The organism is Nocardia xishanensis NBRC 101358 (genome assembly GCF_001613365.1).
GTDB classification, from domain to species: domain Bacteria; phylum Actinomycetota; class Actinomycetes; order Mycobacteriales; family Mycobacteriaceae; genus Nocardia; species Nocardia xishanensis.
The window spans coordinates 1-16,563 of record NZ_BDCF01000008.1 but is presented as its reverse complement, the minus strand read 5'-3'; the positions used below and the strand labels follow the sequence as shown (position 1 = coordinate 16,563).

At 66.3% G+C, this 16,563-nt stretch carries 23 protein-coding genes; 4 read left to right on the top strand and 19 right to left on the bottom strand.

Features of this window, described 5'->3' with window-relative positions:
• Positions 1–180 precede the first annotated feature (180 nt).
• From NX1_RS08115 to NX1_RS08065, 11 genes are all read right to left on the bottom strand, one after another.
• The gene (locus tag NX1_RS08115; RefSeq protein WP_084501221.1) at positions 181–1,191 is read right to left on the bottom strand and encodes a DUF4192 family protein; all 1,011 of its coding nucleotides are present in this window, start codon (positions 1,189–1,191) and stop codon (positions 181–183) included.
• Between the two features lie 378 nt (positions 1,192–1,569).
• Positions 1,570–2,178: a hypothetical protein gene (locus tag NX1_RS08110; RefSeq protein WP_068056226.1), complete on the bottom strand. Its 609-nt coding sequence runs from the start codon at positions 2,176–2,178 to the stop codon at positions 1,570–1,572.
• A gap of 102 nt (positions 2,179–2,280) precedes the next feature.
• Complete coding sequence (locus tag NX1_RS08105) at positions 2,281–2,526, bottom strand: hypothetical protein (protein ID WP_068056224.1); 246 nt, start codon at positions 2,524–2,526, stop codon at positions 2,281–2,283.
• Positions 2,523–3,023: a hypothetical protein gene (locus NX1_RS08100; RefSeq protein ID WP_157119597.1), complete on the bottom strand. Its 501-nt coding sequence runs from the start codon at positions 3,021–3,023 to the stop codon at positions 2,523–2,525. Before NX1_RS08100 ends, NX1_RS08105 begins: the two co-directional genes overlap by 4 nt.
• Positions 3,013–3,273, bottom strand: coding sequence for a hypothetical protein (locus tag NX1_RS08095; protein WP_068056221.1), 261 nt, complete (start codon positions 3,271–3,273; stop codon positions 3,013–3,015). The genes NX1_RS08100 and NX1_RS08095 overlap by 11 nt, the downstream gene beginning before the upstream one ends.
• 6 nt (positions 3,274–3,279) lie before the next feature.
• On the bottom strand, positions 3,280–3,660 hold the full coding sequence (locus NX1_RS08090) for a hypothetical protein (protein ID WP_068056219.1): 381 nt from the start codon (positions 3,658–3,660) through the stop codon (positions 3,280–3,282).
• 295 nt (positions 3,661–3,955) lie between these two features.
• Positions 3,956–4,714, bottom strand: coding sequence for a class II glutamine amidotransferase domain-containing protein (locus NX1_RS08085; protein ID WP_068056217.1), 759 nt, complete (start codon positions 4,712–4,714; stop codon positions 3,956–3,958).
• Positions 4,702–5,919, bottom strand: coding sequence for a hypothetical protein (locus NX1_RS08080; protein WP_068056216.1), 1,218 nt, complete (start codon positions 5,917–5,919; stop codon positions 4,702–4,704). The genes NX1_RS08085 and NX1_RS08080 overlap by 13 nt, the downstream gene beginning before the upstream one ends.
• Before the next feature lie 94 nt (positions 5,920–6,013).
• Positions 6,014–6,829 carry a class II glutamine amidotransferase gene (locus tag NX1_RS08075; protein WP_068056213.1) on the bottom strand — a complete coding sequence of 272 codons (816 nt, stop codon included), beginning with the start codon at positions 6,827–6,829 and terminating at the stop codon, positions 6,014–6,016.
• The gene (locus NX1_RS37795; protein WP_245668389.1) at positions 6,817–8,025 is read right to left on the bottom strand and encodes an amidoligase family protein; all 1,209 of its coding nucleotides are present in this window, start codon (positions 8,023–8,025) and stop codon (positions 6,817–6,819) included. The genes NX1_RS08075 and NX1_RS37795 overlap by 13 nt, the downstream gene beginning before the upstream one ends.
• A gap of 128 nt (positions 8,026–8,153) precedes the next feature.
• A complete protein-coding gene (locus NX1_RS08065; RefSeq protein WP_068056208.1) occupies positions 8,154–8,333 on the bottom strand; it encodes a hypothetical protein in 180 nt (59 codons plus the stop codon).
• Positions 8,334–8,388: 55 nt separating this feature from the next.
• Between NX1_RS08065 and NX1_RS08060 the strand changes: the two genes are divergently transcribed.
• Positions 8,389–8,829, top strand: coding sequence for a hypothetical protein (locus tag NX1_RS08060; RefSeq protein ID WP_157119596.1), 441 nt, complete (start codon positions 8,389–8,391; stop codon positions 8,827–8,829).
• A gap of 61 nt (positions 8,830–8,890) precedes the next feature.
• On the opposite strand, the gene NX1_RS08055 is transcribed toward NX1_RS08060, so the two are convergent.
• The 4 genes from NX1_RS08055 to NX1_RS08040 all read right to left on the bottom strand — a co-directional run bounded on the left by NX1_RS08055 (position 8,891) and on the right by NX1_RS08040 (position 12,219).
• The gene (locus NX1_RS08055; protein ID WP_157119595.1) at positions 8,891–9,385 is read right to left on the bottom strand and encodes a Mov34/MPN/PAD-1 family protein; all 495 of its coding nucleotides are present in this window, start codon (positions 9,383–9,385) and stop codon (positions 8,891–8,893) included.
• Positions 9,352–10,437, bottom strand: coding sequence for a ThiF family adenylyltransferase (locus tag NX1_RS08050; protein WP_245668388.1), 1,086 nt, complete (start codon positions 10,435–10,437; stop codon positions 9,352–9,354). Before NX1_RS08050 ends, NX1_RS08055 begins: the two co-directional genes overlap by 34 nt.
• Before the next feature lie 208 nt (positions 10,438–10,645).
• Positions 10,646–11,251, bottom strand: a complete 606-nt coding sequence (locus tag NX1_RS08045) for a hypothetical protein (RefSeq protein WP_068056202.1) — start codon at positions 11,249–11,251, stop codon at positions 10,646–10,648.
• 8 nt (positions 11,252–11,259) lie between these two features.
• Positions 11,260–12,219, bottom strand: a complete 960-nt coding sequence (locus NX1_RS08040) for a nucleotidyltransferase family protein (RefSeq protein ID WP_245668387.1) — start codon at positions 12,217–12,219, stop codon at positions 11,260–11,262.
• Between the two features lie 231 nt (positions 12,220–12,450).
• Here NX1_RS08040 and NX1_RS08035 point away from each other — a divergent pair, with 231 nt between their 5' ends.
• Positions 12,451–13,506, top strand: a complete 1,056-nt coding sequence (locus NX1_RS08035) for an SAVED domain-containing protein (protein WP_218024078.1) — start codon at positions 12,451–12,453, stop codon at positions 13,504–13,506.
• Between the two features lie 8 nt (positions 13,507–13,514).
• Here the strand turns inward: NX1_RS08035 and NX1_RS36045 are convergent, their stop codons facing one another.
• Both NX1_RS36045 and NX1_RS08025 read right to left on the bottom strand, forming a co-directional pair.
• Positions 13,515–13,970, bottom strand: a complete 456-nt coding sequence (locus tag NX1_RS36045; protein WP_157119594.1) for a hypothetical protein — start codon at positions 13,968–13,970, stop codon at positions 13,515–13,517.
• A gap of 93 nt (positions 13,971–14,063) precedes the next feature.
• The gene (locus tag NX1_RS08025; protein WP_157119593.1) at positions 14,064–14,399 is read right to left on the bottom strand and encodes an adenine nucleotide alpha hydrolase family protein; all 336 of its coding nucleotides are present in this window, start codon (positions 14,397–14,399) and stop codon (positions 14,064–14,066) included.
• Between the two features lie 300 nt (positions 14,400–14,699).
• Between NX1_RS08025 and NX1_RS08020 the strand changes: the two genes are divergently transcribed.
• Positions 14,700–15,182, top strand: a complete 483-nt coding sequence (locus NX1_RS08020) for a hypothetical protein (RefSeq protein ID WP_068056195.1) — start codon at positions 14,700–14,702, stop codon at positions 15,180–15,182.
• Here NX1_RS08020 and NX1_RS08015 read toward each other — a convergent pair.
• The gene (locus NX1_RS08015; protein WP_245668386.1) at positions 15,179–15,388 is read right to left on the bottom strand and encodes a hypothetical protein; all 210 of its coding nucleotides are present in this window, start codon (positions 15,386–15,388) and stop codon (positions 15,179–15,181) included. The genes NX1_RS08020 and NX1_RS08015 overlap by 4 nt on opposite strands.
• 127 nt (positions 15,389–15,515) lie before the next feature.
• Here NX1_RS08015 and NX1_RS38640 point away from each other — a divergent pair, with 127 nt between their 5' ends.
• Positions 15,516–15,827 carry an ATP-dependent DNA ligase gene (locus NX1_RS38640; protein WP_084501219.1) on the top strand — a complete coding sequence of 104 codons (312 nt, stop codon included), beginning with the start codon at positions 15,516–15,518 and terminating at the stop codon, positions 15,825–15,827.
• Between the two features lie 27 nt (positions 15,828–15,854).
• Here the strand turns inward: NX1_RS38640 and NX1_RS36040 are convergent.
• On the bottom strand, positions 15,855–16,563 hold a 709-nt coding region (locus tag NX1_RS36040; RefSeq protein ID WP_218024077.1), incomplete at its 5' end, for a hypothetical protein.

The following is a 16,563-nucleotide window of genomic DNA, read 5'->3' as shown; positions in this document are numbered from 1 at the left end:
GACGGGCAGCGGCCTGTTCGGGGTCGTCGAGTCCTGCCAGCAGCTCGGCGACCGCCGGTGCGGGCGGTCAGCGCCGCACGGGCGAGGATCGCCCACGCGTGCCGCCGCGCCTCGGTGATCGGCGGCGCAGCGGCAGGGGACGGTACTTCGGGCATGGGAACCTCCGTGGGCGGTGTGTGGTCAGTCGATGTCGATGCCGAGATCGGCCGCGGTGCAGCGCCCGGAATGGGCAATGGCGCGCAGCAGTTCGGCCGGGTCCGTGGCGGTGATCGCGGCGGCCGGGGTTTGCAGGGAGGGATCGTCGGGCTGTTGGGTGAGCGCGATCCGGCTCGTCTCGCCCGTACTGGTGTAGTCACTGCTGGTGTAGTGGGTGAGGGTGGCCAGCATCGCGGGCACGCCGCGTCGGCGGATCGGTAGCTCACGGATCAGCAGCGTCCACAGTTTCAGCGCGGTCGGTCCGTTGCGGCCGACAGCGAAGGCGTAGAGCACATCCCGCACAGCTGGGTCCTCCAGGGCCTCGGCCACCTCCGCCAGCCTGTCGATGCGTAGTTCGACGCCGGCGTTGACGGCATAGACCATGCACAACACCAGCCGCAGCCGCCTCCGCGCCAGCACACGCGCCTGATCGAGCTGGTCGGCGAAGGCGTTGGGATCATCACCGGGAGCAGACCGCCCAGCTGTCACATCGACCGCAGCGGAGGCGAGGTCGTGCCCGACGCCGGTGTCTCGCCGCGGTCGGGCTGGCGGCTCCGGGGGCGCGCTGGTCAGGACGCCGCGGTTGTCGTCGAGCAGGCTCACCCAGGCGCTGCCGGGTTCGGTCGTGGTGATCGTCCACGCCCCGACCAATGGGGTGCCGGTCGTGGTGAGCGTTCCGCGCAGCTGCATGGCCAATTGGGACAGAGCAGGGATGGATCCCGGCCGATGCGGTGGGGGTTCATCGATGATGACGACCGCTGCCGCGTCCGGAGGCTGTGGTGTGCACAGATGCTGGGCGGTTGAGAGGATCGCTGCCGTTGCCAGCTGTCCCTCGGCGGAATACAGGTCATGACTGTGTAGCGCCTGAATCGCGTAGGTGCCTGGTGCGCCGCTGTTTTCGCGGAGCCGGACCAACAGCAGCGATCGTGAGGGCGGCTGCGGCAGCCATGTCAGTGTCGCGGTGATGAAGCTACTCGGGGCATGGATGGACGGCACAGAACCTCCTGATGAGGTGGCAGCAGCGGATGCTCGGGCAGGGCTTGCTGTCCCGAGATGCAATGACGCGGGCGGAAGGCGCGGCTGGTGGGAAGGCGCGATGTGCGTGGAGGCCAGAAGAGGGGAAGGTGGGTGTGCCTGGAGGGGACAGAGCAACGCCCACCAACGCGCCTTTGCGCCGACAGATCGTCGCCGAGCATCCCGGCGCGGGCGGCATCGGGATCCAACCGCGCGAATGCGGTCAACGAGAGTGTGTGAACCCCCTGAATGACCCGACCCTGGCCAAACTCTAACGCGCCAGCCGATTCCGCGGCGGCCGAATCCCGGGGACAGCCCCGCAATGTGGCCGCCGCGGAGGCATGTTCGGCGAGGTGCCGGTCACTGGAAGGGGCCGCCGACGCCGAAGAAGACGCGGGTGGCGATGAGCGCCGCGAGCAGATCTACCGGCTGGTCATCTTCGCTGCCGGGTGCGGCGTCGCGTACTTTGCGCAGGCGGCGAATCCGTGAGGACGGGCGCAGGTCGACCCCGACCGCCGGGGCGACGGCGTTGTTGCCGGGGTCGGTGACGATCATGTAGTCGTTCAGGTGCAGCCACGCTTCGTACCAGGCTTCGGCCGGTTGGCCTTCGCGGTGGCCGCCGCGGGGGTCGGGTTCGGGGACCATCCAGCGGCGGCAGTCGCAGACCGGGTCGTCACAGACGGTGAATTGTTCGGGTGGATGCGGGTTGTAGCGGTCCACGCGACCGGCCAGCATCGGACAGGCCTGTTTGGAATACAGGCCGCATTCGGGATGGACTCCCGGTTCGGGCGTGAGGCCGCGTAGGTAGTCCGAGGGCCGGATGTAGAGAACGACGCGGTCGGCGAGCGGGTCGCCGCAGATCTGACATAGCTTGCGGTGCAAGGTTTCCCGCAGGCGTTTGGGGTCGAGTTTGCCCCAGACCGGGCGGGTACGGTCGCGGTGGGCCAAGGTGACGAAGGGAACGACCATGCCGTGGGCGCTCGGCGCTGCGGTAAGTCGGTGGGGGATCGGTGCCCGCGCGGGAACAGGCTGGCGGGCAGCGGGATTGGGGTCGGCCATGTTCACCTCGATTCAGTGGGCGCAGCCCGAGGATGAGCGCGGCGGTTCGGGAGCCGGTTCGTCGTGGATCGGGGCGGCGGTGAGAGTGATGCTGGTGAGGGCATCGGCGCGGCCGGGTGTGCGGATGCGCACCTGAACCCACGCCACCAACGCGCCGGGCACGGGTGGTTCGGCTTGCCAGGGGTGGTATCGGTGTTCGTCGAGTTCTGGCAGATGGTTCTGGATCCAAGCCATCAGCTCGGCGGCGTTGGCGATCACGAGGACCAGCGCCGTCCGGTGCGGGCATCGTGGTCGTGGAGGGCCACCACGCGGGGTGCGCCGGGTACCTGCGCGGTGACCGAACGCGGAAGCACTGCCTGACGGCCCCCAGCAGCCCAGCGGCCTGCGCCGAGGACCCACCGCCCGGTCGCCGCGTCGAGTTCGGTCGGGTGCAGATGCCAGCTGATCCCGGTCGGCAACCCTGGGAACAGGACGTGCTCCCAGCGGGTGGTGCTGGTGCCGTCGTGTCCGACGGTGATGAGGGCGGTGGCGTGCTCGACGCGCACCAACGCCATCACCGGATGAGCGAGCGCTGTCGGGGTTCGTGTGCCGGGGAACACCGCTACCGGTGTCGCGGGCCGGGGGCGGGTGGCGAAGGCGGCGTGCTGGCCGACGATGAGGATCGGCCCGTCCGGGAGCGCATGATCGGGCAGGTACGGCGCGTAGTGCGGGTCGGGCTGCACCGCAGCGAGGTAGCGGGCCAGATCAGCGGGCATCGGCGCCACCGGTGTCGGTGCCCGGCGGGGTCTTCAGGGCCCGGTGGCTCAGGCGTACGAGCCGGTCGGGGCGTTCGTGCTCGGCCAGCAGATGCTCGAGCACGGTGAGCGGTTCCCCGCCCACGGCGGTGGCCATGCCGCGCGCGAACTCGATGATCCGATGCACCGAGGCGAGGTAGTCGGGCAGGCCGTCGAGCAACAGCGTGAGGGTCTCCTCACGCGAGAGTGGAACGATCGTGTTGTCGGACATGAGCTTTCACTCCTGTCGGGTGGGAGGGGTGAGGCGGTGGACGGATTCGATGAACACCAGCGGCAGCAGCACTCCGGGGTGGGTGTCGCTGGCGAGCACGGCGTGGTGGCGGTGCACGGCCTCGATGTGCACCCGGTGGTAGGTGTGGCCGCCGCGGGTGATCACGGTGGTGAGTTCTCCAGCGCGGCGCAGCTGGTGCAGCTCGGCGGCGACGACGGTGGTCACCGGATCGGCGGCGAGCCGGTGATCACCCGCTGCGATGGCATCGACGCGGCCGCCGGTGGAGACGCGGTTGTCGAACCATTCGTCGATGCGTTCGAGGACGCGGCGGGTGAACTCGGCGTCGGTCTCGGGATCGATGGGTTGCGGGTTGGTGAGGTTGCTCATCAGCGGGTTCTCCTGTTTCGGGGCGTCAGCGCAGCGCGAGGCCGCGATTGGTGGCGTGTGGTGAGGGCAGCGGCGAGCGCGTCAGCGGCTTCCAGTGGGCGAGACCGGCGTAGCGCCAGTCGATTTCGGGATCGGACCGGCCACGGGCCAGCGCTGGCGATCAACCCCGTGGTCGGGTCTGGCCGGAAGCGGCTCGCGGGCATTTGTTCTCGGGAACGGCAAGGCGAACCCGCGCACCGGTGAACGGGCCGGTGCGCGGGTTCGGTGGGTCGAGCAGCTCGGCTGAGGGTGAGGGTCAGGTGTATTCGAGTTCGAGCAGGTCGGCGTAGCGTTCCTCGCCGTCGAGGGACGGGCACACGCATTTCGGAAACGTGCGGATGCATTCGGTGCAGAAGCCGCACCAGGGGCAGTGCGGGCCGAGGCGGTCGTAGTCGGGTTCGCCGCAGTTGACGCAGTACTCCTCGCAGTCATCGGCGGCCTCGCGCCACTGGTAGGGCCGGTAGTCGGTGTTGGAGTACCAGGACTCTGCGTCCCAGTGGCCGCGGTGTTCGTTGAAGATGTAGGCGCGATGCTTGTAGGCCGGGTCGACGGTCAAGATCACGATCTTGTCCCTGCCCAGCCAGCGTTCGAAGTGTTCGCGGCCTGCCCAGGAATCCAGGGAGCCGAACGGTTGGGTGGGCAGGTAGTCCTCGGCGGCGATGCGGGTGTCCGAGCGGGGGTCGTCCGCGTGGGGGTGGACGTTGGTGGGCAGTATTCCGTTGTGGGCCAGGACGGTTCGTTCGTCGCCGCCGAGTCGGAAGGGGTGGCAGTTGTCGATCTCGCGCAGGCCGTGGGTGGCCAGCCGGGAATGAAACAACGCCGGACCATCGGGGTACTGGGCGCGTACTTGGGCGAACTCGGCGATCACAGTGGCGGCGTCCATTCCGTGGCCGACGGTGATCGTGTTACCAGTGATGACCGCGTAGCCGTGGCCGTGCGGATTGGCTGCCGCCCCGTTGCTCAAGGCGTCGAGGTCGGGGGTGATTCCGGGTTTGACGAAGGTCAGGATGCACACGCGAGGGCCTCCATTTCGGCGAGCAGCGGGGAGTAGTCCGGGCGCGAGCGCACCCAGGTGGTGAAGGCGGTCCATTCCCAGCCGCGGCGGCGCGCGATCTGCGCGGCCGACAGGTGACGGGTGTAGTCGACCGAGGCGGCGGCGAAGGCGAGGGCGGCCTGAACCTGCTGGGGATGCAGGGAACTGGCGAACACCCGCAACTCGAAGGTGTGCTCGGGGCGGACGTTGACCGCTTCGTAACGCCACGCGAAGTCCTCGGTTCCGTGGGCGTAGTCCCACAGCCTCGAGCGAGCCTCGTCCGAGAACATCGCCCACTCCGGGGAAGAACGCCGCGCCAGCGTGGTGACCGCGGTTTCGTTGCGGTACACGAACTTCAACCACCGGTAGATGTGGGCGGAAGAGTCGAATCCGGCGCGGGAGAGGTGGACGTGGATGCCGACATGCTCATCGGTGTAGGCGCCCAGCAGCCGCAGCTTCTTGAGCAGCCGCCACGGGAACTCGGTGAGCGCGTACTCATATGACATCGGGTGGGTGACCAGCTCGAACCCGCACGGACGGATCGAGGAGTCCTCCTTTAGATACGCGAGCTGGCCAACGTGGTCGATGGTGGTGTCGACCGCCTCGGTGAAAACACCACGCGGGATTTTGATTTCCAGCTCAAACCCCAGAAACAGCGGACCGTTGCCGTGGAATTGGGGGGTGGGTTTGTAGCTCCAGTCGTGCACCTGGGAATGGGTCGGGGTGTGGTTGTCGCCGCAGGACTCGCAGTAGGTGTCTTCCCGCGGGATGAGGATGTAGCAGTCGGCGCACTCGCGGTAATCCTCTTGGCAGTTGTCGCAGACCCGGCCTCTGCTGTCGACGGCGTAGGTGTCGCTGGCCCGGTTCCCGCAGTCGGCGCAGCTGTCGTAGTTGTCGAGGCACTGCTCGCACGCATCGCCGCCGCCGACGATCGCGGTGGCCTCTCGGGTGTAGCGGTCGCAATCGGTGCAGCGCTGCCAGTCGATCAGGCATTGACTGCACAGGTAGGTGTCATCGACGGTCACCCGCGGGTCGCGGGTGTGGGCGGCGCATTCGTCGCATCGCGACACCTCGGCCGCGCAGTCGGAGCACAACTTCTCGCCCTCGACCGTAGACACCACCGTCGCGGCGGTGATGGGATGAGAGCAGTCCTCGCACAGCGGGTCGGCCAACGTGGAGGCGGGCATGAACGATCACGACCTTCCGGTGGGAGAAATGGAAAGAACCCCGCACGCCAGCCCGGAAACGGGCTGTGGACGGGGTTCTCGGATCAGGGATGAATCAGCAGCTAGGCGCCGAGGACTGAGACTGTCCTGTGGTGGAGCTGCGGCGGGTGAGTGCGACAAGACGACCACGGCGCTGGGTGCGCGCGCCGGTGCCGGCGGGGCGCGGCGGCTGGCATGCGCAGTCCGGGAAAGCGATCTCACAGGTGAAGCACCAGCCGCAGGCGCCGCAGTAGCGACTGGCGCGATGTGGGTCGAGGTGCCAGCAGTGCCCGCACATGTACTGCCAGCGGGCCGGCCACCGTTGGGCCGGTGACTGGTAGCTGGTGTTGGAGTACCAGATGCCGTTGTCCCAGGTCCCGGCCTGCTCACCGAACAGATAGATCTGATGGCGGTAGGTGGGGTCGACGGTGAGGATCACCAGCTTGCTCGACCCCAGCCAGGAGGCCAGTCCTCGCGCGCCGCGGTAGGTGTCGATCGACCCGAACGGTTGACCCGGTAGGTAGTCCTCGGCGGCGATGCGAGTGTCCGACCGCGGATCGTAAGCACGAGGGTGGACGCGTTTGGGCAGGGTCCCGTTGTGCGCCAACACTGTTCGTGGGTCGCCGCCGAGTCGGAAGGGGTGACAGTTGTCGATATCGCGGATGCCTTTGGTGGCGTAGCGGGAATGGAACAACGCCGCACCGTCCGGGTAGCGGGCCCGCACCTGGGTGAACTCCTCGATCACCGGTTCGGCGTCCATCCCGTGCCCGACGACGACGCCGCGTCCTGCGATGACCGCGTAGCCGTGCCCATGCGGGTTCATCGTCGCCCCATAGGCCAGCGCGACCAGGTCGGCGGTGATGGTGGGCGGGTAGTAGGTCAGCAGGCACATGCCAGGTCCTCCATCTCCACGGCCAGCGGCTGGTAGTCGGGCTGGCGTGCGACCCAGGCGGCAAAGGCCGACCACTCCCACGCCCCCGCCCGCACATCCGCGATCCGCAGCCCGCGGGTGTAATCGACCGAGGCGGCGGTGAACGCCAGCGCGGCCTGCACGCACTGGACCTCCAGCGAACTGGCGAACACCCGCAGCTCCAACGTCTTTCGTGGGTAGGGGTTGATCGCTTGATACCGTTCGAGCCCGAGTGCGTGCTGGTGGCTTTTGGCGGTGTCGCGCGCCTTGGCGCGTGCGATCCGGTCGAATGGTGCGTAGTGCGAGCGCCGCCGCGCCAGGGTGGTGACTGCGGATTCGTTGCGGTAGAGCAGTTTCAGCCAGCGGTAGATGTGGGCGGGGGAGTCGAACCCGTCGCGGCTGGCGTGCACGTGCAACCCGACAGTGTGGTCGGTCTCGCAACCCAAATCCCTCAGCGCGGCGAGTAGGGCCCAGGGGAAGTGCTCGATCGCGTGCCGATACGACATCGGGTGGGTGACCAGCTCGAATCCCTGCGGCTCGATGGAGGAGTCCTGCTTGAGATAGCCGAGGTCACCGAGATGATCGGCGACCACGGCGACGCATCTGCTGTAGCGGTAGTCCGGGACGATGATCTCGAGTTCCATGCCCAGATACAGCGGCCCGTCGCCGTGGAAGATCGGGTCGGGTTTGTAGCTGTAGTTCCACACCCACGCCTGCCGCGCGCACGGCTCACATGCCCGCCCCGCGCGCAGCAAGGTGCCGCAGTCCGGGCAGGAGTCGTAGAGGGTTGCGCAGCGGGTGCAGGCACGATGCCCGCCGGAGACATACCGGCTCGCGGCACTGTAGCGGCTGCAGTGGAAACACGAGTCGAAAAACACTGCCGCGCAACGCAAACACACCGGCTCATCGGTGTCGGTGCGTACATGCGGGTCGGTCAACTCACGGCAGGACGCACACCCCACCCAGCCGGAGGTGCAGGACCGGCACAGTTGGTGGTGGTCGGCGACCACGGCGAGGCTGCGAACCGTCGCGTGGCAGCGCTCACACTCCGGGAGCGCAACGAAGCAGCTCTGGCAGACCAGCCGAGGGGAATCCTCGTCGAGCTGGTACCAGCTGCTGGCCTCGCGGCGCCAACACACCGCACACGGCGGATCCGGGGACAGAATGGGATGAGGCATGAGGGCACACCTTCCAGAAATCGAAAGAACGCCAGCGCGGAGCTGACGCTCCGAGCTGGCGTTCACAGGACAGGACAGGATCAGGAACTATCGGTGAGCCGGTTTCGACCGCTCGTGGTGGATCAGGCTCACGCCACCGCAGGTGTAGCTACCACCGTGTGGGCGGCATCCTCGAGGGCGAGCAGCCGATCGTCTGCGTGGCCGTACCAGCGCGCTTCGAAACCCTTGCGCGCCTTGGGCATCACCGAATCCGGGGCCGCGACGAAGAACTCCTCCAACCGTGGATAGGTGGTCGACGGCTCGGTCAACCAGACCCGGATATGCTGATCGTCGCGCTGAGGTGTGATCCGCAGCGGTGGCGAGGTGATCGAGGAACGCCGTGGTGTGGGCGCGGTCGCCGCGGTAGACGACATCGACCGCGCGCCAGGCACGAGCGGGAGCGCTGTAGCAGCGGCGCACCCGATACACCGCCCACCGGCAGCGATCGAGTTCGGCCGCTGCCAGCGCCAAGACTTCGTCGGCGCCGTCACGGCGCAGCCGATCGGTCAGCGACTTGCCTGGCCCGAACAGCCCAGAGTTGCGATTGAGAGCGACCGCGAGGTACTCATCGACCAGATGCTTGAACGCCTCACCCGGTGCGGCCTGGAAGCGGGCGAGCTGCTCGGGCCAGCCCGGCTGGGACACGAAACCGCATTTTCTCGCCGCAGTGATCGTGTCTACATGAGTATGTGTCCAGGTACCGCACTTTGGCGCTGGTCGGCCGCGACGGTAGATCGGACGATCGTGTGTCTCGTTTCGGGGTGAGTCAGTGTGCGCAACTTCATACTGTCCGCACTCGCTGGGGTTGGGCTGTTGGTGGCGCGGTTCAGCGCGGGTCCGCTTCGTGGATGAGTAGAGATGCTGGAAGGACGTGGGTTCGGGTGATGATCCAGGTCTGCATCCGTACCTTCTGCTGTGTGGTCAGTCCGACGATGATCGCGATGAACCGGTCGAGACGAAGTTCGGGGTCGTGGACGTGGCGTAAGTAGGAGGTGAGATCGAGTTCGCTGGGTGTCAGGTCTCGGGAGGGATGCGTATGCCATTCTCCGATCCATTGGCTGCCGTCGTTCTGCCACGCGAGGGTGGCGAGTTGGTTGGCGTGGTCGAGATCGCGGTGGAAGGAATGAGACGCTCTGCGTGCCTTGGGGCCTGGTGTGCCCGCGCTGGTAATGACGACGTCGCTGGTGTGGTCGGTTCCAAGGAGGATGCCGCCGGTTTCGAGGCCGTCGCGGGACTGCTGGGCTGTGTTCGCGATGGTCTTGAGGGCGGTGTTGGTGATCCGGTATGTCATTGGAGCGGGGTCGGGTTGCACGTCGGGCACGTGGAGCGCGGTGGCGGGATGGTGGCCCAGCGGATGTCGGTCGTGTGGGTGAGATCGAATGGCGCTGTCAGGTTGTTTGCGGGATGCAGTCCGATGATGGCGTGTTCTCCAGGGAGGCGCTGGGTGTGGTCGCCGTGGCGGGATTCGAGGATGGTTGCCACCGTGACCTTGGCTGCGAGGGTGCCGATGAGGTGTAGATCCGGGGGGATCGCAGTCATCGGTTGGTGGGTATCGCCGGTGCCGTAGTCGAGTTCCTGGTCGGCTTCAGTGTCGATGGCCCCGAGACTCGCGAGGTGCTGTCGTGAACACAGCAAGCATCCAAAGCGTGGGGTCGGTCGCAACCGAAGGACTTCACCGAGCGAGCCTTGGTCGAGTACACAGGCCAGGACGGCGGGTCTGTCTGCTCGGCGTGCGAGGTGGCTGACGACGCGTCGCGGGGCGATGCCGTCAGCAGTGCAAACGACAATGTCGACCGAGTCGATCAAGGATCGTATGTGGTGGGCGTCATCGACCACGTCGAGCCGGTGCGCGGTGACGGTCTGCTGGGGCCACATTTGATCATGGCGGGTTTTGAGGGCATCGACTTTGTGGCGACTCACGCTCTCGGGGCCGAGAACGTGGCGAACGATGTTGTGCCACAGGAAGCGGTCCGGGTCCACCAAGTGAAGGTCTCCGACGCCGTACGCGGCGAGAGCTTGTGCAGCGGCACCGCCGATGCTTCCACACCCCACCAGCATGACCGACGCTGGGGCGAGCAGGTCCACAGGCCAGTCATCTCGAAGCTGCGCGATACCGAGGATTGCCGGTTCGACGGCGACGTGGACAGGTCGGACTCCGTCGCGCTCGATGAGCCATCCAGCGAATTCGGCTGCACCGGCTGCACGCAACTGCGGGTCCAGATCCGGATCGTAGGTGATCAACAACCCGAGGCCAGTGCTCGGATCCCTTACTCCTGGCACCATCGCGCGGAAGGCTTCGTATGAGATCGCGGTACCTGGGCGGCGCAGCACGGCGAGATGATGGAGATGAATGTTGGTGCCCGCCTTGTTCATCCATTGTCCAGCGTGTCGGGTCTCATCTGACCGCAGTGCGGTGTAGTCCCGGGGGATGCCAGCTTGGATTCGAGTGTGGCGGGCGTTTTCGACGCTGTGGACGACGTATGTATCCGAGGCTGACACATAGCGCAGGCTGAGGTCACCAGCTGTGATGGTGGAGTTCGCTATGAGCCTGGCGCCGTCGCGGGTCAAGACGATGAACGGGTCAGTGTGGTCCATCGGCATCGTGGTCCGGGCTTTCTTCGTCAAGGTCGGTTTGCCGGTGTGCGGCTTGAATGATGAGGTGGTCGTGTGAGGGGTCGGACACGATGCCGTTGACCGACATCTGGTCGATCACCCCGGCTTTCATCAGTGCGTACTCGATTCGCCAGCCCGCTGCTTTTGCGAGGAGTTCGGTGATGCTCGCCTCGGGCAGCCACGCTCCGACCGATCTCAGCAGGCACAGTGATCCTCCCGGAGCGACATGCCATGTGGTCTGGGTCCACTCTTCGAAGGTTGGAAGCGGGTCGAGAGGGTAGATGAGCGGTGGCACCATCGGATACGCCGCACGATATACGACAGCCACTGGCACTCCGGCCGCACCGATCAAAGCGTCCAAGCTCTCGGGGACTGGCCGATCGAAAGGCCATCGCGGTAGTTCCCCCTTCCAACCACCGTGCGGGATCCCGCTGTCCGGGTCGGGCGGGTAGTACATGAGATGGGGCGCGAAGTCTGCCACCTCGGTCAGATCCCGTTGCAAGCGATCGGGTTCGGCGTCGACCCACAGAATCGGTGTGGTCGTTCGGTCGCGGTCCGGCGCGGCGGTGGTCATGCGGGGCGTCATCCCTGTGGAGTGTCCTTCACCGGACGGGGACCCACTGGGGCGGCAGCGGGCAGTGGACTCCCGTCTGAGGCGGTAGGCGCGGGAAAATCGGACCCAAAGACAGCACCCCAATGAAGAATCGCCGAGTTCGCATCATTGTTGCCCTGGGCCTGCGCCGCGGCCACCGCATTGTCGCGGGCGTCGGCGAGCCGGGCCGCGAACTCCGAGTAGTCGAGATCGGACTGGATCGGACCACAGATGTTCGCGGGATCGGTGACTTCGCTACCGCCGTCGATGAAATAGCTGGCCGAGACGAAAAACTGCTTCACCGCAGCGGATTGGGTCGATGCGAGCGGGAGATGTTGCAGGGCGAGGACTTCCATCACCAAGGACTTGATCTTGATGTCCTGATCCGCTGCCCACTTCTTCAGCATCCGGACAGTGCCCGCGAACTTGTTCCATTCCGCGTGCCTGGCCGCCGTCTCTGCGATCAGGTACTCCGGATGGCAGTACACCCACTCCTCGGACTTCGCTTCAGGAATGAACAGCATGCCGTCACGCCGGAACGCCGGCATGGCATCGACGGTGAACTCGTTGGGATCGTTGGGCGCGTCGATGAAGCACTTCACGGCATGGTTGCGCCAACGTGCGAGCCGCACCGCGGTCTCGACTGTCCCGTTGGTGGTGCCGAGTAGTGCGTTGACCCTGGCTCGGGTGTAATCGAGGGCGTCGGCGGCGGATTGGCCTGGCTCGCCCCAGCCTGGGTGTTTCACAGGGTCGAAGATCAGGATGACGTCGACATCGTGGATGGGTTCTTTGTGCGTGCCGCGGGCCAACGAGCCGGAGGGAACGACTTCAAGGATGTCGGGCTCGGGTAGGAAGGCTTTCTTGAACAGATCGCGGCGGGCGCGCGCTTCGCGCACATCCTCGATATCAGCGTTCACGATCTGCTGGAATGCCGCGAAAGCAGTAGCCACGCTCACGTTGTGCTCCGATCCGTTGCCGACGAACTCGTGCAAAACTAGCCGATGCCACCGACAGAGCCGGGCAGCGATAACGAGGCGTACGACCCTGGCGCCGTAAGTGGGCAGTGGGAGTCCGGCGCCGGTGCCTATTCGCGAAACCGCGAGAAAGGTGTGACGCGGTCCAGTAGCGTGGCGCCGGTTGTCGGCCACTGTTTCTGGTCTTGCGATGAGATGAGTTGAGACGTGCCAGTTCCGAATCACGAGATGCCGCGGATGATGGTCTCCGCTGCTGGTTCGCCCCTGGGCGGTGGCGGTTTAGGGGCGCTGTTCGCTGATGGCTCGGCGCTGATCAGCATCGGCGGGCTGGTCGCAGGCGGTTTCGCCGTCGAAGCCGCCAAGTCGTTCATGACGTACGAGCCCAAGGGCCGCATCTGGTTCGTGCTCGCATTGGCAGCAGGCACCATGGTCATCATCGCCGGGTTCTGGCAAAGGGCATGGCGCCGCCGCCGATCACAGGTCGGGATCGTCATCACCGCGGCCGACAATCTCGCGACCGCACGGCAGCGAGAGCAGCAGGCCGAAGCATTCAGCAGCCAGGAATGCGTGCTGACCCTCAAAGCCGCCGTCGACCTCCCCACCGATCAGCCACAACGACTGGTATTGATGGAAGCGTTGGTCGAGGAGACCCTACAGGCGATCATCACCGCCCAGCGTCTTACGCCGGATGCCGCCCGAATCAACCTCATTCCGACCATGCGGTTACAGATCGCATTCTGGTACGGCGCATGCTTGGGCCACACCCACTCCCGCGAAATCGCGGTCTACTCCGTCCGCCAAGGCAACGGGAACCCCGCCTACTTCCACGCCAGCGGCCTACGTGCCAGCCGAAACCGCAAACAAATTCTCACCGTCGCTCCCCTCGAAACAGTGCCCGGCGGCGACCCTTCACGTGTCGCATTGGCGCTGGATTTGCAGGGACGCGGCACCAGTTTCCACGACCAGGTTCTCAACGACTGCCGCAGCCGCGGCATCGGAACTCTCCTGCTGCTCAGTCACACGAACCCGACCCTTCCGGAGACGAAGAAGGTCTTCACCGCCGTCACCGACCAGATCTGCCAGGTCTGGCGTGACGCCACCCTGCCCGTCGGCGCACGGAACTCACAACACGCGATCTACCTGAGCGGTCCGGTAGCAATCTCGGTCGCCCTCGGGGCGCGCTTGGCCGCCGCAGACCGAAACCGGTGGACAGCGCTGTCCTACAACACGGTAACCAGCACATACGAGCCATTCCCGTCGTAGGCGCAACTTCAAGTGCCGTCGTTGCAGGGCCATACTACCGCCGCCTCGTTCGGTTTGACGAAGCCACGGACGGTGCTGGAGGAGGACAGCGCGCCACGCAGTCGCGTGATCTCGTCGTACTGAGCCGCCAGTCGAGACACGGCCTGAACCCGGAAAGCGGCCAGTTCGGCATTGCGCTGCTCCTCGACGGCCACCCGGTTCTCAAGGTGCTCGACCCGCTGCGTCGGCAGCCACGTATCGACGTGGCGACGGCTGTTGGAGACACTGCCCCTGGGCGGGCACCCCTGCGAACGTGCCCTGTGGCAGTCCGGGCACAGGCACGTTCGCCCAGGTTCATGGACGAACGGGGGCTTGTTGCTGCGCTCGCGGGATTCTTGGGCTCGGTGGCCCATGATGTTGAGCACTCGCACCGGACGGTCGATCACCCCCGCCGCGCGTGACTCGGCGACCAACGCGGTGATCACCCGACGGATCGGGCCTCGTTTGAAATCAGAAGTGCACCAACGCCTGTTCCGGTCCGGCCACTTGCCGCGCTGGGCGACCCGGTCGAGCAGATCTCACCCGGTGCGAGACACCAGAACGTGCCGCAGCCGATAGTGTTCGGCGTGTTCTCGCGCCAACTCGACCGTGCCCGGCCAATCCGAGCGACCAATATCGGCGTGAACGGTGGTGACCTGATCGAGGACACCGAGCTGGCAGAACCGCTCCGCGAGGACGTCGAGGCTGGCCTGGCTGTCCTTGCCGCCGCTGATCGAGATGACGTAGTGGTCGTAGCTGAGCAGATCCGGCCCGGGCGCCACCGCGAAATCGACTGCACCGCGCGGCACCAGCAACCGCTGAACACCGCCGTCGCGATGACCGCTTCGTCGGGGCGGGGCAGCGGGGGTGGGCATGGGACCGCCTTTCTCTGCGTCAGGGGGAGCGAGCGTGAGCTCGACAGGATTCGTCAACGGATTCACGCGCCGCGACGGCGGCGATGGATACCAGCAATCGGCGTGGCTGAAGACGTTGTGGCGGAGGGGCTTCCGGGGCGTGCGGTGATCCGGGGGCCCCGACCTCTGGCGGTCTTGCGCTATGCTCGGGTGCGGGAGAATCAGGCAGACGGGCCCCGGAAAACATGGAGTTCGCCCATGCCTACATCACGTCCGAAGCGACCGTCTCGCACACCGCGGCGTCCGGAAGTCCGTGCCCGCTTGGAGCGTTCACGTGAGCGAGTCCGAGCCCGCCGCCAGCGAACTCGGCAACGCGAGCAACTCATCACCGCGGCGGTCAAGCAATACATCGCCGCCTGGGAGGCCATCACCGTCTGCGAAACCACCCGCGACCACGAGATCGATGACCTGCGCGAGCAGATCGCTCGCGTGCAGGAGCGGACCGCCGAACAGATCGCCGCACACCGCGCCCAGCAAGCGCTCGCCGCGGCAGCGATCCGTGATCAAGGCCAAACCGACGACGACGTCGCCGACCTGCTGGAAATCACCGCCAAGCAAGCCCGCCAACTCATCACCGCCGCACGCGCCGACACCGACAGCGGGGCCAACCCGGCGGCGAACCTGCCTGGCTCAGCGCCCCCGGCACCGAAACGCCCGACGGCCGCCGAGGCGTCGCCGTCGCCAGTCACGGGGCCAGCCCAGAACGGTGGTGGCGTGACCGATGCCTGGCCGACTGACCTCTAATCGGCGGTTTCGGATCCGGCGGACTGATCGGTGGCGGGCACGAGGTGCGCCACCGGGATCGACCAGGGATAGATTCCCGGTCGGGGCTCGCCGATGGCCTCGATCAGCGCCCTGCCGGGGTCGCCGTCGACGCCGAGTTCGAGTACACGAAACACGCTTACCCCGCCGCGTCCGATCCGGACGAGGTCACCGCTGTTGAACTCCACGGTCTGTGACCCTAGCCGCAGAGACCGACAGGTCGGTATTTGCATCGAGATGCGCTGACACTTGTGTCCGTGCCTGAGTCGATGCTGGGCAACCGCCGGATGACCCTCCGCTGACACAGGCCAGTGGGTGATAGAGATGAAATGGGACGGCATGCGAACCGCCATTTGCCGGACCTGGGGTGGGTGCGTCGACTTCTGTAGCTGCAACCGCAACAAGGTCACCGCATCGTTCCCCGAGCTGTTCCCGGCCATCGCCGAGTCTGCTCGGAGGAAAGAGTTGATCTTGGACGGAGCTATTGTCGCTCGCGACCCGGCCACCGGTGGCGTCGTTCCCGCGCCTGCTCGTGCTCGATGCCTCCGACGAGAACAGCCGTCTGGTCTATGCGCGGTCTCCCGCGCTAGCCGAGAACGCCGTCGACGCGCATCGCACTGTCAGTAGATGGGACGGCGTCAGGATGCGCGCCGCTCAGCTGGCAAGGTAGCCACCTGCGTTCCACACCAATGAGCGGAACTGGTGGGGCTCATAGGCATACCGCGCGGGAACGCCTGGCGCCGGGGACTGCGGCCAATAGCCGACACCGCAGCGATGGCAGTAGAAGCCCGCTCGCCACACCACATCCGCCGCACGTTGCCCTCGAACGACCTTGGCGTTGTAGCGCATGCGAGTGACAGCAGCACCGAGCACCAAGGCCCCAGGTACCGCAAGGACCACGCTGATGCCCACGGCGACGAATACTGCCAACCATCGAATGGTCCCTGGCTCAGGATCAGCCAGGGACACAATGCCCGCCGCGAGCCACATCACTGCTGGAAGAAGCAAGACGACTCCACCCGCGGTCAACCGCGAGGCGCGCCTTCGGGCAGGCTCGCGCGCGAGACTGTGCGCCAGTGCAGTCGTGTGAGTACGTTCGACCGTTGCCAACCCTACGACGGGCACCAGACCGCCGGAGGTCACACCGGCCGCGGTGTAGGTATTGGTGCCGTAGCTGGTGGACACGCCGTCGGCGTGCACTGCGGGCACGCTTTGGACCAGGTCGACCTGTCCGCAACGTGGACAGGAAATGTCAATCTCCATGCGGGTGCGCCCCTCCCAAGCCTGTCCGCTGTAGCGGCCTGCGTGTGGTGTGGATGCCTGCGATGAAAGCTCTGCCGGACATCCAACACCCTCAGTCGAC